Annotated in this window: 14 protein-coding genes; 2 read left to right on the top strand and 12 right to left on the bottom strand. The window is 67.0% G+C overall.

All coding sequences use genetic code 11. The features are described from left to right. Window positions 1-2: 2 nt before the first annotated feature. The 12 genes from ACIQCM_RS14510 to ACIQCM_RS14455 form a co-directional block, all read right to left on the bottom strand. The gene (locus tag ACIQCM_RS14510; protein ID WP_400607942.1) at window positions 3-1,049 is read right to left on the bottom strand and encodes an alpha-ketoacid dehydrogenase subunit beta; all 1,047 of its coding nucleotides are present in this window, start codon (window positions 1,047-1,049) and stop codon (window positions 3-5) included. Beyond that, on the bottom strand, window positions 1,046-2,032 hold the full coding sequence (locus tag ACIQCM_RS14505; RefSeq protein ID WP_400607944.1) for a thiamine pyrophosphate-dependent dehydrogenase E1 component subunit alpha: 987 nt from the start codon (window positions 2,030-2,032) through the stop codon (window positions 1,046-1,048). Before ACIQCM_RS14505 ends, ACIQCM_RS14510 begins: the two co-directional genes overlap by 4 nt. Window positions 2,033-2,146: 114 nt before the next feature. Further along, window positions 2,147-2,983, bottom strand: a complete 837-nt coding sequence (locus tag ACIQCM_RS14500; protein ID WP_400607947.1) for an HAD-IIA family hydrolase — start codon at window positions 2,981-2,983, stop codon at window positions 2,147-2,149. Next, window positions 2,980-4,491, bottom strand: a complete 1,512-nt coding sequence (locus ACIQCM_RS14495) for an FGGY-family carbohydrate kinase (RefSeq protein ID WP_400607949.1) — start codon at window positions 4,489-4,491, stop codon at window positions 2,980-2,982. The genes ACIQCM_RS14500 and ACIQCM_RS14495 overlap by 4 nt, the downstream gene beginning before the upstream one ends. 4 nt (window positions 4,492-4,495) lie before the next feature. After that, window positions 4,496-6,007 carry an iron-containing alcohol dehydrogenase gene (locus ACIQCM_RS14490; RefSeq protein ID WP_400607951.1) on the bottom strand — a complete coding sequence of 504 codons (1,512 nt, stop codon included), beginning with the start codon at window positions 6,005-6,007 and terminating at the stop codon, window positions 4,496-4,498. A 28-nt stretch (window positions 6,008-6,035) separates the two neighbouring features. Continuing rightward, a complete protein-coding gene (locus tag ACIQCM_RS14485) occupies window positions 6,036-7,097 on the bottom strand; it encodes an ABC transporter permease (protein WP_400607953.1) in 1,062 nt (353 codons plus the stop codon). 14 nt (window positions 7,098-7,111) lie between these two features. Beyond that, on the bottom strand, window positions 7,112-8,641 hold the full coding sequence (locus ACIQCM_RS14480) for a sugar ABC transporter ATP-binding protein (RefSeq protein WP_400607956.1): 1,530 nt from the start codon (window positions 8,639-8,641) through the stop codon (window positions 7,112-7,114). Between the two features lie 7 nt (window positions 8,642-8,648). Beyond that, on the bottom strand, window positions 8,649-9,644 hold the full coding sequence (locus tag ACIQCM_RS14475) for a substrate-binding domain-containing protein (protein ID WP_400607959.1): 996 nt from the start codon (window positions 9,642-9,644) through the stop codon (window positions 8,649-8,651). A 216-nt stretch (window positions 9,645-9,860) separates the two neighbouring features. After that, the gene (locus ACIQCM_RS14470; RefSeq protein WP_400607962.1) at window positions 9,861-10,004 is read right to left on the bottom strand and encodes a hypothetical protein; all 144 of its coding nucleotides are present in this window, start codon (window positions 10,002-10,004) and stop codon (window positions 9,861-9,863) included. 1 nt (window position 10,005) lies between these two features. Further along, entirely contained in the window at window positions 10,006-11,400 is a 1,395-nt protein-coding gene (locus ACIQCM_RS14465; RefSeq protein ID WP_400607965.1) for an OFA family MFS transporter, read from the bottom strand. Window positions 11,401-11,533: 133 nt separating this feature from the next. Continuing rightward, window positions 11,534-12,769 carry a hypothetical protein gene (locus ACIQCM_RS14460; protein ID WP_400607968.1) on the bottom strand — a complete coding sequence of 412 codons (1,236 nt, stop codon included), beginning with the start codon at window positions 12,767-12,769 and terminating at the stop codon, window positions 11,534-11,536. Between the two features lie 4 nt (window positions 12,770-12,773). Continuing rightward, the gene (locus tag ACIQCM_RS14455; protein WP_400607971.1) at window positions 12,774-13,193 is read right to left on the bottom strand and encodes a hypothetical protein; all 420 of its coding nucleotides are present in this window, start codon (window positions 13,191-13,193) and stop codon (window positions 12,774-12,776) included. Between the two features lie 533 nt (window positions 13,194-13,726). Between ACIQCM_RS14455 and ACIQCM_RS14450 the strand changes: the two genes are divergently transcribed. Beyond that, complete coding sequence (locus ACIQCM_RS14450) at window positions 13,727-14,155, top strand: MarR family winged helix-turn-helix transcriptional regulator (protein WP_400607974.1); 429 nt, start codon at window positions 13,727-13,729, stop codon at window positions 14,153-14,155. Continuing rightward, window positions 14,152-15,393 (top strand): MFS transporter, encoded by a 1,242-nt coding sequence (locus tag ACIQCM_RS14445; RefSeq protein WP_400607977.1) that lies wholly within the window; start codon window positions 14,152-14,154, stop codon window positions 15,391-15,393. Before ACIQCM_RS14450 ends, ACIQCM_RS14445 begins: the two co-directional genes overlap by 4 nt. Window positions 15,394-15,398: the final 5 nt, after the last annotated feature.

The following is a 15,398-nucleotide window of genomic DNA, read 5'->3' as shown; positions in this document are numbered from 1 at the left end:
TGTCACATGCGCGGTGCGGGCGATGTGAGTTCGTTGTTCAGGGTGTTCGCCATGAGTCCCGTGATCCGGCGGACAGCGTCCTCGATCTTGGTCCGGTTCGGGTAGAGCTGCTTCTCGAGGGCGGGACTGAACGGAATCTGGGTATCGGGTGTGGTGACCCGCATGATCGGAGCCCGCAGGGACTCAAACGCTTCCTCGGCCACGATGGCGGAAATCTCTGCCGCGGCAGAGCAGGTGCGGTGTGCCGGGTCGGCGATGACCAGCCGGCCGGTGCGCTGGACGGACCGGATGACTGCTTCGCTGTCGAACGGAACAAGGGTGCGCGGGTCGATAACTTCCACCGAGACGCCCTCCCCCGCCAGGGTCTCGGCGGCCGCGAGGGCTTCCGGAACGGCACTGGAGATCGCGACGACGGTCACGTCGTCACCGGTACGGGCCACGTTGGCCTGGCCGAAGGGGATCTTGTATTCCTCCTCCGGGACCTCGCCCTTGCTGCCCCAGAGCATGCAGGCCTCAAAGGTCAGGACCGGGTCGTCTGAATCCACGGCGGTGCGGAGCAGGCCCTTGGCGTCATACGGGTTGGACGGAACGATGATCTTCAGCCCGGGAACGTTCATGAACATCGGGTACGGCCGGTCCGAGTGGTGCGCGCCGGTGTTCAGGCCGTAGAACATGGCCGAACGGAACACCACCGGGATGGACGCCTGGCCGCCGAACATGTACCGGTTCTTGGCGGCCTGGTTCACAAACTGGTCCATGGCCATGTAGAGGAAGCTCGAGTACGAGAGGTCGACGATGGGACGCAGCCCGGTCATCGCGGCGCCGATTGCGGCCCCGACAATGACTTCCTCGGAAATCGGAGTGTTGCGGATGCGGTTGGCCCCGAACATCTCCAGGAAGTCGCCCTTGTCCTTGCGCGACTTGCCCGCGCCGGTGGTGCCGTAAACGTTGGCTTCGACATCCTCGCCAATAATGACGACCCGCTCGTCGGCCTCCATGGCCTCGCGCTGGGCTGCGCCGATGGCGCCAAGGTAGCTCATGACAGTCATGCGATTGCTCCGATCGGCTCGGTGTAGAGGTCTTTGAATGCGACGCTGGGGTCCGGGTAGGGGCTCTCGTCCGTGAAGCGGACGGCCTCGTCCACCTCGGCCAGGACTTCCGCTTCCAGGGCGTCGAGTTCCTCCGCCGTGGCGATCCCTTCGCGCTCGAGGTACTGGCGGAACAGGACGATGGGGTCGCGTTCGACCCAGGCGGCCTTTTCTTCGGCGTTGCGGTAGTCGGTGCCCAGGCGCAGGCCCTCGGAGTGCTCGTTGAACCGGTAGGTGACCACTTCCACGAGGGAGGGGCCCTCGCCCCGGCGGGCACGGTCGACGGCGGCCGTGACCGCTTCGAATACCGCGAGCACGTCCTGGCCGTCCTCCACCCGGACGCCCGGCATACCGAAGCCGGCGGCGCGGTCCGCGATCACGCCGGAGGTCACCGTGTGGGCGGGGGTGGACAGTGCGTACTGGTTGTTCTCACAGAGGAACACCACCGGCAGGTTCCAGACGCCGGAGATGTTCATCGCCTCGTACAGGCAGCCCTGGTTTGCGGCGCCGTCGCCGAAGAACGCCAGGGAAACCTTGCCGTTGCCCAGCACCTTGCTGGAGAGTGCGGCGCCGGTGGCGATGGGAATCGAGGATCCGACAATGCCGGACTCTCCAAGGCTTCCGACGGCGAAATCGGCCAGGTGCAGCGACCCGCCCTTGCCCTGGCACACGCCCGTGGCCTTGCCCACCAGCTCTGCCATGAGCGGTCCCAGAGGGGAGCCCTTTCCGATCGGGTGGCCGTGGCTGCGGTGGTTGCCGGACATGTAGTCCCCGTCACCGAGTGCCATACACGCACCGACCACCTGGGCCTCCTGCCCGATGCTGGTGTGCACGGTGCCAGGGATCTGGCCGCGCTTGACCATCTTGGACGCCCGCTCGTCAAACCGGCGGATACGCAACATGCGCCGCTGCATCTCCAGCAAATCCTGCGATGAAAGATCCATCACGGTTCCTTTCTGAGTAAATATTCAAGCTATGAATTCTAATTCTATTGATGGGTAGCCGAACTGGCAATAGCTTCGGCCGCTCAAACTGCCCCTGCTTCGCGGGGAAGCCCCCTAGGAGGCCCGGAAAGGCTCCAAAAGGGCGTCAATGCGCGGCAGCACGAGGGTCGGCTGCCGCTCGGGAGGCAGCAGGCCCGCCATCTCCACCGTGGCCTCCCCCGTGAGGACCAGCGCCGAATCGATGCCGGCGTCCACCGCCATGGCGATGTCGGTCTGCAGCCGGTCCCCCACCATGACGCAGTCCTGCCCGGGCAGCCCCAGGACGTCCAGGGCAGTCTGCAGCATGACCCCCGCCGGTTTCCCGACGTTTGCCTCGCACCGCACGCCGGTGCACGCCTCGATGGCGGCGATGACAGCGGCAGCATCAGGCTCTCCGCGGCCCATCGGCATGGGGCAGTAGGCATCCGGGTTCGTCGCCACCAGGCGCGCCCGGCGGTGCTGCCAGAGCGCATCGAAGGCGATCTGGAGCTTGCGGTAGTCGAAGCTCCGGTCATAGCTCGCCACCACGACGTCGATCTCGCGGGGGTCCTCCGTCAGCCGGAAGCCGGCCGAGCGGATGGCCTCCTGGAGCGGCTCTTCGCCGATGACGAAGACTCCTGCCTCCGGCGCTTCCTTCCGCAGCCACGCGACGATGGTGACCAAGGGGTTCACGATGCGGTCGACGGGAGTGGGAAGGCCCAGCCTGGTCAGCTTGTCCGCGTACATCTGCGGGTTCTTCGTGGGGTTGTTGGAGAGGAACAGTGTTTCCCGTCCGGCCTCCCGGAGGCCGTGCACCAGCTCCGCGGCACCCGGCAGCAGCTCGTCGCCGAGGTAGATGGTGCCGTCCAGGTCGAAGAGGTAGCCTGCGTAGGCCCGCACGGGCCTGGCGGTCAGGGTGGTCGGGGCCGTCATCGGGTTGCCTCCGCAAGTTTGGCGAATACAGCCCGGTTGGCCGGGTAGATATCGCGGTAGACGTCGTAAAGCCGCTCATAGGCTGCGGCCGCGGCGGGTTGGGGCTCGTAGGAGAGCCCGGTTCCGCTCATCGCCTTTGCGGCGGTGTCCACGGAGTCGTGGATGCCGACGGCGGCCGCGGCCAGCATTCCCGCGCCCAGGCAGGTGCTTTCCGGGTCGCGCACCACGGACACGCTGCGCTGCATGACGTCGGCGATGATCTGGCACCATACCGGGCTGCGGGATCCGCCGCCCAGGGCAACCACTTCGGCCACCGGTTCTGCCAGGGCCTTTTCCGCGCCGGTCGTCAGGAGCCGCTGTTCGAACGCGAGGCCCTCAAGCAGTGCCCGGTACACGTGCGCCTTGCCGTGAATCCCCGTCAGGCCCACCAGGGCACCACGTGCATTGTGGTCCCAGTACGGGGTGAGGGCACCTGTCCAGTACGGCAGCGCCAGCAGGCCTTCGGAACCCGGGGGCAACGCCGCCGCCGCGGTTTCCAGTATCTGCTCGGGGCTCAGCCCCAGGCCGAGTCCCTGGGCGTCGAGCCCGGAAAACTTCTCGACGAACCAGCCCAGGTTGATGGTCCCGCCGCCGATGAAGGTCTCGAGAGTATAGGCCCCTGGGACCGCAGCCGAGAGTGTCCTGTACTCCCGCGCATGGGAATAGTGGTCCGAGAAGGTCCCCGACACGATCCCGCTGCCCAGGTTGAGGTAGGCCCGGCCGCCGGTGGTGGCGCCGGCACCCAACTGCGCGCACTGCCCGTCCCCGGCGCCGGCCACGACGGCAACTCCCGACGGCAGGCCCAGGCGCGCGGCGGCGTCGTCCGTCAAATTGCCAAGGACGCTGCCGGGTGGCCGGAGCCCGCTGAGCTGACCACGGTGGAGCCCCACCGCGGCGACCAGGCCGTCGTCGTAATCGAAGGTGGACATGTCCACCAGGCCCAGCGGGTCTGCCGATGCCCACGAGGTGAGCCACGCGCCGGTGAGGCGCTGGACCAGGAACCCGTGGACATCCACTACCTTGCCGATGCGGGCCATGGTGTCCGGTTCATTGGCCGCGAGCCAGTGCAGCTTGTACCAGGCCGGGGTGGGGTTGGCGGGTTTACCGGTGAGGCGGTGCACCTCGTCGGTGCCGAAGGCGGCCACCTCCGCGGTGGCACGGGTGTCGAGCCACAGCATCGCCGGCCGGAGCGGAATGCCGTCGTCATCCAGGCAGACAAAGCTTTCCCGCTGATGGGTGATGCTCAGGGCTCCGATGCGGGAGGTGTCCACCGTCTGGGCTGCCCGCCGGATCGCTTCAGCCGAGGCAGTCCACCAGTCCTCCGCGTTCTGCTCGCCCCAACCGGGCCGGGGCTGGCTGAGGCCGAAGGCGCAGCGCGCCTGCGAGAGGGCTTCTCCGCGCGCGTTCCAGACAACGGCCTTGGCCGCCGTGGTGGAGCAGTCGACGCCGATCACATAGTCAGGCTGCACGGTTTCAGTTCCTTCCCGCTTCGGCAGCTGCGGCGGCGCGGGCGGCACGCTCCAGCACCTCATCCACGTCCGCGCCTTCCCACCAGCCGAGGAGCGTCAGCATGTCCACCACGGTGAAGCGGTTCCGCATGAGGGCGCAGTTCTCCACCGCCCAGCGGCCCAGTTCGGCGTCCACCGACGGCTCAAGACCGGACAGTGTGACGGCGGCTCCGGCGCCCGCGAGCGCCGCGGCGAGGGAGTCTGCGGGCCGGACGAGCCCGCGGAGTTCGTCCCGGACGTCGGCCCAGCCCTCCAGCAGCGCTCCGACGCGGGGCAGCCCGCGCCCCACGGTATCGAGTTTGGCGGAGTAGTCGCGCCAGCATTCTTCGGCCACGCGCAGGGTCGGATCGACGCGTTCGAAGGCGCCGAGGACCTTCCGCCTTGCGGTTGCATGGTCCAGGGTGGCCACGTCCGGCCGGGTTCCGGGCGCCGCGGCGAGCCTTTCGAACAGCATGTCCCAGGCGCTGGCGGCGATGACGGAACCGGCCCCCACCTGGGCGCCGTGGAAACCGATGGGCTGGTCGTGGGCGCCATGGTACTGGTCGAGCATGTGGCTGATCAGGTGTTCCACGCCGGAAAGGACTGCGGTGGTCCCGGCGACGCCGGTGACGATGCCGCGCAGGGCCAGGGCGCGGGCGAGGGCACCCACGGATTCCGGCTCTGCCTCCCGGACGCCGGAGCTCCAGTTTTCCAGGTCCTTGCCCACCATGCCGAGCAGGCGCACGGCGCTGGGCTTGTAGGTCGGATCGGTGCCCACCAGGTAAGCCAAGCGCCAGTCCGCCGGGGCAACCAGCATGGACGTCATCTCTCCGAACCCGGCACGGTTCATGGCTTCGGGCGCCTCTGCGATGACGTCCGTGTCGGAGATAACGGCGTCGGGCCAGCACGAGGGGACCGTGCGCTTCACGCCGTCCCGCAGGACGACGGAGACGTCGTCGGTGTAGCCGTCCACGGAGGCCGCCGTCTGTACTGACACCAGGACCGGCGTGGTTCCGGCAGCCCCGGCGCGCTGGACGGCCACCTTTGCGATGTCGCTGATGGTTCCGCCGCCGACGGCGACCACGGCATCCGCGCCGAGGACCACGCCGGCAGCCTCGTCGAGCACGCTGTCCACGACGTGCAGTTCGGCGTGCCCGTCGTCCAGCACGGTGCGGACCACGGCGAACCGGGCCGCGAGCTGGGCCTGGATCAGGTCTTTGACGTCCTCCCCGGAGCGTACGATCCGGGTACGGTCCACCAGGAGCGAGACCCGGGGCCGCGTGCCCTGGTTCTCTGCGCCCTGGCTCTCCGTGCCCTGGTTCTCTGTGCCGTCAGGCTGCGCGGCCGGCAGGAGCCGGGTGACCTCGTCGGCCACTGCCGCAACGGCGCCGGGGCCGATGATGAGCTGCCGGAGTCCGCAGGGGGCGAGCGTCTGGTCGGGGTCGGCCCCGGCAAGCAGTTCCTCTATGGGCTCTACGACGTAGGTGTCGGTGGTCATGGTGTCCTCTCGGAACAGGGGTGCGCCGTCAGGCGCCGTGTCGGGAGCGGCTGGCCCGGTCGGTCAGGACGGCGATGATGATCGCGACGCCGATGACCACCGGCTGCAGGTTCGGGGAAACGTTCAGCAGCGACATGCCGTTGTTCAGGACGCCGATGATGAGGAGCCCGATGAAGGTGTTCAGCATGCCGCCGGAGCCGCCTGAGAGGCTTGCGCCGCCGATCACGACAACGGCAATGACGTTCAGGAGGTCGGCTGTACCGGCCGTGGGCTGGGCAGAGTCGAGCCGGGAGCCGACGATGACGCCGGCGAGGGCTGCGAGGAAGCCTGCCACAACGTACACGCCGATCTTGATGCGTGTGACGTTGAGCCCGGAGAGGCGCGCCACTTCGGCGTTCCCGCCGATGGCGTAGAGGGCGCGGCCGGAAGGACGGAAGCGGAGCCAGTACGCCGCGATGAGGAACGTGGCCACCATGATGATTCCCTCAAGCGGGAGACCCAGGATGTCGTTGCTGGTGATGGCCAGGTACCACTCCGGGAAGCCGTTGATCGGGTTGCCGTTGGTCAGGTAGAGCGCCAGGCCGGCGGCAGCGGACATCGTGGCCAGGGTGGCAACGAAGGGCTGGATGCGGCCGTAGGTCGAGAGCACGCCGTTGATGAAGCCCACGGCCGCGCCAACGGCGAGACCGAGAATGACGCACAGCTCGAACGGCAGGCCGGCGGAACGGTAGAGCCATGCACTGGTCATGAGCGACAGGGCCAGCGTGGACCCCACGGACAGGTCGATGCCGCCGATAAGGATGACCAGGGCTGCGCCAACGGCCATGATGCCGATGTCCGCGTTTTGCGTGATCACGTTGGAGAGGTTGCGCCACGTCAGGAAGTACGGCGACATGATGGACAACGCGACCATCACGGCGACGAGGCCGATGAGCGGCCCCGGCACGCGGCGGAGCACACTGGCGGCAATCCCGCCGGGGCCGCGGCCCGCTGCCCCGTCCCGCCTGCTGTCCGTTCCCGAGCCTTCCGGGGCCGGGCCTCCGCGTCCTGGGGACCTCTTTTGGATGGAGTGATCCGTTGTGGTTCGCATGGCTGCTGCTCTTTCTACTGCTGGGAACTAAGGGGGGAGGCCGTTGATTCCGAAGAGTGCACGGCGAGTGACATGACGGACTCCGGGGTTGCTTCGCCCCGGCGGAGGATTCCTTTTTGCCGGCCCTGCGACATCACCAGGACCCGGTGCGAGAGCCCCAGGACCTCGTCAAGCTCGGAGGAGACGACAATGACGGACATCCCTTCAGCCGCGAGGGAGCGGATGATTTCGTAGATGGCCATCTTGGCGCCGACGTCGACGCCGCGGGTGGGTTCGTCGATGATGAGGACCTTCGGATCCTTGACCAGCCATTTGCCGATCAGGACCTTCTGCTGGTTGCCGCCGGACATCGACTTCACCGGGAGGGCCATGTTGCCGCGGACATCGAGGCGCCGCGCCTGTGCCCCGGCGACGTCGCGCACCACCTTGCGGGTGATCAGGCCCTTGCGGGCGAGGTCGCGCTCCCAGGGAAGGGTTACGTTTTCCTCTGCCGTGCGGTCCAGGTTGAGGCCCTGGCCCTTGCGGTCCTCAGGAACCATCACCACTCCGGCACGGATGGCCGACTGGGGGCTGCTGCAGGGAAGCTTGCGGCCCTCCAGGAGGACTTCGCCCGAATCCGGCCGGTCCACACCTGCGATGGCCCGGACCACCTCGGTCCGTCCTGCACCGACGAGGCCCGCAATCCCGAGGACTTCCCCGGCCGCCAGTTCGAAGTTGATGTCCGCGAACACGCCGCGCCGCCCGAGATCCCTGACCTCCAGCACGGTGGTTTCGCGGCTGGGCTGCGGCGGAACGTGCTCGTAGGTGAACTCGCGTCCCACCATCGCGTTGATGATCTTTCCCTTGTCCACGTCTCCCGAGCTCCAGGACTGCACCCGTGAACCGTCACGCAGGCACACGATTTCGTCGGCCACCTCCCGGACCTCGTCGAGGCGGTGGGAGATATAGACGACGCCGGCGCCCGCGGTCCGCAGGGCACGGATCCGGTCGAGGACGTGCTCGGTTTCCGACTCGCCAAGCGAAGCTGACGGCTCGTCGAAGACGACGTACCGCGGGCGGCGGCTGAGGGCCTTGGCGATCTCGATTTCCTGCTGCATGGCCATCGAGAGGCCGCGGACTGGGCGGCGGACGTCGAGGTCCACGCCGAGTGAATCCAAGGCCTTCCGTGACTCGCGGCGGACAAGTTCCCAGTCCACCCGGCCGAAGCGGCGCGGGAGGCGTCCGAGGAAGATGTTCTCGGCGACGGAGAGGTCCTGGATGAGGCGCGTCTCCTGGTGGATCAGCGCCACACCCTGCCGCAGGGCCTCGGCGGGGCTGGACGGAGCGTATTCCGCCCCGTCCAGCCGCATGGTGCCGCCGTCGGGCTTCACCACGCCGGTGATGATCGAGCTGAGCGTGGACTTGCCTGCGCCGTTCTCGCCCACGAGTCCGACGACCGTGCCCGGTGCGACCCGGAAATCGACTGATTTCAGGACCGTCACCCCGGAGTAGGCCTTCATCAGGCCGGTGCCCTCGAGGCCGGCAGAAACTGGTTGAGTGGTCATGGCAGGATCACTTGAAGGACTGGGCGTCCGGGCCGTAGAAGTCTTCGACCTTGTGCTTGGTGACCGTTTCCTTGTTGATCAGCACCGTGTCCTGGTACTGCTCCTTCGGGATGTCCTGGCCCTTGCCCTCCATGAGCGCCACAGCGTTGCGCACGGCGAGCTGGCCCATCATGTAGGGCTGCTGTGCCATGGTTGCCTGGGTCAGGCCGCTCGCGACCGCATCGAACATGGTGGGGAAGCCGTCGATGCCAACGGAGAAGATCTTCTTGCCGGCGGCCTTGGCTGCCTTGGAGGCACCGAGGGACATCGCGTCGCTCTCGCCGAACACGGCCTTCAGGTTGGGGTTCGCCGTGAGGATGTTCTGGGTGGCCTTGTAGGCTTCGGTCTCATCCCAGTTCGCCGTTTCCTCGGCGACGACCTTGATCTCCGGCGTCTCCTTCAGGGCCTTCTGGCATCCCTCGGTGCGCTGGATCTCCGCGGTGGACCCGAGCACGCCGTGAAGGATAGCGATCTCGCCTGAGCCGCCGATCTGCTCAAACATCCACGTGCAGAGCTCGTAGGCGGCCTTGACGCTGTCGGTGGCGATGTAAGTGGCGAGATCACCCTGTCCGGACTCAGGCCGCTGGTCCACGGCAACCACCGGCACGTCGGCCTTGTTGGCAGCACGGACGCCCGCAGCCGCCGCGGTGGAATCCTGGGAGGTGAAGATCAAGGCGCCGATCTCCTTGGTCAGGAGGTCGTTGACCTGCTTGACCTGGGCCGAAGAGTCGTTGTTGGCGGAAGTGATGTTCACCTCGTAGCCGAGCTTTTCCGCCTCGTCCTTGATGCCCGCCACCTCAGCCACATAGAAAAGGGACTTCTGGTCCGCCACGGAGACGCCGATCACCTTTTTCTGGCCCTCGGCAGCCGGGCCGCCCCCTGTGCCACAGGCCGCAAGAGAGAACGCCGTGAGTGCGGCGGTGAGAGCGGCGCCGCCCCAGCGGACCATCTTTTTGGAAGTCATCTTTGTCTCCTCATGCCGAGCGACAGGTCGTCGCTGAAATTTTTATGCAGTGCACCAATTACTATGCACTCGATAATGAGGCCTGGGTCACATCCCTGTCAAGACGGTGGGGAAACCGTTGCCTGTGAGCCGTGAAGGGACTGGCTTCTGACACGCAAAAGGCGGGTGCCGCCGTCGTGGATTCACGACGGCGGCACCCGCCTTATGCTGGTTGCGTCAGCCGAACAGCGCGGCCACCCGCGTCAGCGTCTGGAAGACGCCATAGGCCAGCGGGATTCCCACCAGGGTCCAGGCAATGGCGAGCCTCCCGGCGGAGACTTTGACGGGCGCCTGCGCCCCGGGCGTGTATTCAGTGCTCATCTCAGGCCTCCATTGCAGCTTCGGGTTCCCGGCCGCGGTCGTGGCGGGGTTCATGGAATCGGTGGTCAACGGGCTTCACCATCAGGTTCGCCAGGAAGCCGATCACCAGCAGGGCCACCATGGTCAGCAGCGCCGGCTGGTAGGACGCGGCGGTCAACTCGCCCGGCTTGCCCTGGGCGTCCAGGAACGCATTGACGATCAGCGGCCCGGCCACGCCGGCGGCAGACCACGCGGTCAGCAGACGGCCGTGGATGGCGCCCACCTGGAAAGTGCCGAACAGGTCCCGCAGGTAGGCCGGAACGGTGGCGAACCCGCCGCCGTAGAAGGAAATGATCACGAAGGCCAGCGCCACGTAAAGGACCGTGGTGCTGGAGCCGGCCAGCGCCAGCACCGTGTACAGGACGGCACCGACACCCAGGTAGACCATGTAGATCCGCTTGCGGCCGGTGATGTCCGAGGTGGAGGACCACACGAAGCGGCCCACCATGTTGCCGATCGAGAGCAGGCCCACGAAGCCGGCGGCGACCGCGGCGGTCACCGCGGAGACGCCGTCGGACTGGCGGAAGAAGTCCTGGATCATCGGCGCGGCCTGCTCCAGAATGCCGATCCCGGCGGTGACATTGCAGAACAGCACAATCCAGACCAGCCAGAACTGCCTGGTCCTGATCGCATTCCTGGCCGAGACGTTCTCCGTGGTGACCAGTGCGGCCTTCTTGACCTTGGCCGGGTCGAAGCCGGCAGGCCGCCACTCTTCCGCGGGGACCTTGATGGTGAACGCGCCGAACAGCATATAGGCCAGGTAAACGACGGCCAGGGTCAGGAAGAGCTTGCCCACGGCGTCACCGCTGGCAACCCAACCCTGGGCTCCGGAGCCGGGGTCGTACATCTTCAGGAGGGCCGTGGAGACCGGGCTGGCGATCAGCGCGCCGCCGCCGAAGCCCATGATCGCCATGCCGGTGGCCAGGCCCGGGCGGTCGGGGAACCACTTGATCAGCGTGGACACCGGCGAAATGTAGCCGATGCCCAGGCCTATGCCGCCCACTACGCCGTAGCCGAGGTAGACCAGCCACAACTGGTGCGTGAAGATGCCCAGTGAGCCGATCAGGAAGCCACTGGACCAAAAGACAGCGGACGTGAACATGGCCTTGCGCGGGCCCTTCGTGTCCACCCAGGTGCCCATGATCGCCGCCGACAGGCCCAGCATCACGATGGCGATCGAGAAAATAATGCCGATTTCGGTCAGGCTGGCTTCGAAATGCTTGACCAGCGCCGTCTTGTAGACGCTGGTGGCATAAGCCTGGCCGATGCACAGATGCACCGCGAGCGCCGCCGGCGGCACGAGCCAGCGGTTGAAGCCCGGCGGGGCGATGGAGTGGTCACGGTCCAGTAAGCCCATACATTTTCTCCTGTTTATCGACGGCGTCAGAGGCCAGTGTGCCAGAGGCGAAAGACCCTGATTGGCCCACGCCTCACGCAATCATGATGCAGATCACACACGAATGCATGGCAGCCGCGCCGAGCGGTAGGAATTACACGACGAACGGCTCCTCAGGGCGCGGGGCACCTCGGGGCGTCCGCCCCACCGGCTTGAGTTCGGAGGCCATCCGCAGCGCGTCCCCGAACGCAACCCCGTCCAGCCGTTCCACCAGGCGCTTTGCCTGGCGGACCACCCTTCGGGTGTGCGCCGAAGCGTCCCCCGACACCGCGTCCAGGACCGTGTCCAGGCGTTCCCTCGCCGCCCCGTCGATTGGCGCAGACTGGTCGCCAAGCCAGGTGCCGGCGTCGTGCAGCAAGCCGTTCAGCGCATCCTGGACCTCCGGCCGCTTTGCGGCAATGTCCGCGAGCGCCGGGCTAGCCGTCGTGAACTCCGCCCACCATGCTCCCAGCCCGGGAAATTCGCGGAAGCCACCTTCCCGGAAGGCCCGCATCGCCTCGAAACTGCCGGTCTGTGCGGCATCCTGCGGGGAGCCGCCGGCAGCATTGACTGCGAACAGCGACTCGAGGCTGCAGTCCACCTGCGGAAAGCCCCGGAAGACCCCGCGCAGCTCCCAGTCCCCGTCGCCGGACTCGTCACCGGACCAGCGCCGGCTGAAGTTGATGGCCGGGGTGTCCACCAGTTCATCGGTGGTGGTGGTGAACGCCTCTGTACCCACGCTGTCGTCGTTATTGCCGAAGGTGCCGTACCAGATGAGCTGCCAGCCGGACATGGCGTTCTTGACCGCCGCACGAACCGAAGACGCCGCGGATTCCTTCACCACCTCGATCTGGTCCTTGATCTGCTGCGGGGTGGGCGCGGCCAGCGCGCGCTGGAAGCTGGCGGCCACCTTCACCACCGCAAGATGGACCGCGTCCACGAACGCCGCATAGCCGGTGTCGGCCAGGGAATCCGGCCAGCCGTCCTCCTCCATCACCGAAACCACGACGCCGGCAATGGCGGGAACGTCGTCAGCGCCCAGGAGGGAGCGGAGGACCGCGTCGTTAATGGGTATGGGTTTGAGCTTGGTGGACCAGCGGCCCACCGCATCCGGAACCGGCACGTCGTCACCGGCATCCACGTCGGTATCACCGAGGTTTCCGTGGCTGCCGCTGCTGGACACGATTGTCGGCGAACCAATGAGGCCGGAACCGGCCTCGACGGCGAAATTGTCGCCGTCGACTTTGAAGAACACCGTCCAGATGTACGGCTCGGCGTTGCCCAGGCCGTCTCCTTCGTCGTGGCAGTGCAGTTCCTGCAGGACGGTCTCGAGGTTCAGAGTCGGGCGCATGGGACTACTGCCCCGCCCCGTCGCCGGGCGACCGCTGGTCCTTTTCCTCGACCAGCGGGCGGTGCACCGGCCTGCGAATTTGCCGGCGGGCAGTCGACTGGATGCGCGGGAGGGCGGCGGTGACGCTCAGGCCTGAAACGGCGGAGCCCTCACAGCGGCCGGAGGAGCTCAGCTGGCTGGTGAAGCACATCCGTCCGCCACCGTAATGGGTAGTGCCAAAGATGCCGAAGGAAAAAGCCCACCACGTATAGAGGGTGCCGTTTTCACAGCCCTTCAGATGGCTGGCCACTCCGTACCCGGTCTCCTCGACCCAACTGAAGTCGTAGCACCACTTGGTGACCTGGCGGGTGCAGGTGTCGAACCATTCCCACGGCCAGCCGCCAGGACACCAATAGCGCTCGGTAACAACCACTTGCTGCGGCATTGCCGCCTCCTGAGAAAAATGTGCGCGCCACTGGGGCCGGGCGGGCAGCCCGGGACGGCGGATCACGCGAATGAATTACAACCGGTTCCTGTGACGGAGCCGAGGCAGGCGAAGAAGCCTGTTCAGGAAGGCTGCGCGCTGTTCGCAGCCCGTGCACGGCGGAATGCCGGCCAATGTCGTTAGGTCTTTGACCGCATCGCCCAGTCCGATGGTTTCGCCACCGGTGATCCGAGTCAGGGATATGCGCCGGTCTTGCCAGTGGCGTGATCTCGCGGGCCATTCGCGGACATTTTTCTGGACCATTGCCCATCCCCTACGGACACCATGTGGGGTGGTTTCCTGCCCTCCGGCTACCGCCCCTGCTTGAAATCTTCCTCCGGGCAGTGGTACCCGTCAACAGTTTTTTCCATCGATTTACTAAAGTCATGGTCCACTCTTGTTTCGCCTGGCCGGTTGCTTCGAAGGGCGCTTGGGAGCATACTGTTAGCGAAGCTAATTAGCAGTGCTAACCATTAAGGAAGCGCGCCTCCTCCATGACCCGGAACCCCAACGACACCCTCGCCATTGACCTCCGCACCGCCGTGATGCGCACCTCGCGCCGGCTCCGCGTCGAGGCCACCGGCGAGGCCATCACCCCCGGCCAGTACACCGTTCTGGCCGTGCTGAACGAAGACGGACCCCGCACCCTCCGCGCTCTCGCCGAGCGGGAACACGTGCAGGCTCCGTCCATGACCCGGATTGTCAACGCCCTCGCCGGCCAGGGTTTCGTCACCCGGAGCACCGATCCCGACGACGGCCGCCAGGTCCAGGTGGAGATCACCGACGCGGGACGCACCGTCCTCGAGGAGGCCCGGAACCAGAGGACCGCCTGGCTGGCCCGGCGCGTGGCCGGCCTTAGCGAAGACGACCGCCGCACCCTCAGCCGCGCCGCCCGCATCATGCAGGAACTGAGCGGCAAATGACCCCTATGTTCCGCGCCCTGGAAAACCGCAACTACCGGATCTGGGCAGGCGGAGCACTGGTGTCCAACATTGGGACGTGGATGCAGCGGGTGGCCCAGGACTGGCTGGTCCTGACCGTCCTCACCAACCACTCCGGCACGGCCGTGGGCTTCACCACCGGGCTCCAGTTCCTCCCCATGCTCCTGCTGGGTCCCTACGGCGGCGTTCTCGCGGACCGATACCGCAAACGCATCCTCTTGCTTTGGACCCAGCTGGCCATGGGAGTCACCGGCCTGGCCATCGGCCTCCTGGTGGTCACCGGCACCGCACAGCTCTGGCATGCCTATCTCGCCGCGTTCAGCCTGGGCATGGCCAGTGCCCTGGACGCCCCGGCCCGGCAGGCTTTCGTGTCCGAACTCGTGGGCCAGGAGAACGTCTCCAACGCCGTGGCCCTGAACTCCGCGTCCTTCAACACCGCCCGCCTCACCGGTCCCGCCATCGCCGGGGTGCTCATCGCGTGGGTGGGAACCGGTCCTGTATTCCTGCTCAACGCAGCCAGCTTCGCCGCCGTCGTGGTTTCCCTCTTCCGCATCCGCACGGCCGAGCTCTCCCCCGCAGCACCGGCCGTCCGCGGAAAGCGGAAGGTTGCCGAGGGCCTGCGCTATGTGCGGCGGCGGCCGGACCTGATGATGATCATGATCCTGGTAGGCGTGCTGGGTGCGTTCGGCATGAATTTCACCATCATCAACGCGCTCATGTCCACCACCGAATTCCATGCCGGCCCGGGCGAGTTCGGCCTGCTGGGCTCGATCATGGCGGTGGGCACGCTGGCCGGTGCACTGCTGGCCGCCCGACGCGCCGGACCCCGCCTCCGGTTCCTCCTGGGCGGTGCGCTGGGCCTCGGTTTCTTCACGCTGTTGGCCGGGGCTTCGCCGTCGTTCTGGCTCTACGCCGCAGCGCTGGTCCCGGTGGGGCTGGCAACCATCACCTTCCTGAACAGCTGCAACACCAGCATCCAGCTCTCCGTCGAACCGCAGTTCCGCGGCCGGGTGCTGGCGCTGTACCTGGCGGTCCTGCAGGGCGGGACCGCGCTCGGCGCGCCGCTGATGGGCTGGGTGGGCGGCGAATTCGGCGCGCGCTGGGCCGTCGCTGCCTCAGGTGCCGTGGTGCTGCTGGCCGGGTCGGCGGCCGTCGTGGCGGTGACAAGGCGCAGCCGGCTCACCCTCCGCGGCGTCTTCCGGCTGGCGTTCGGGGGCTGACCGGC

Origin of the sequence: Pseudarthrobacter sp. NPDC092439, assembly GCF_044754945.1 — a bacterium.
Lineage (GTDB): Bacteria > Actinomycetota > Actinomycetes > Actinomycetales > Micrococcaceae > Arthrobacter.
The sequence above is the reverse complement of the archived record's forward strand: the minus strand, read 5'-3'. Positions and strand labels throughout refer to the sequence as shown.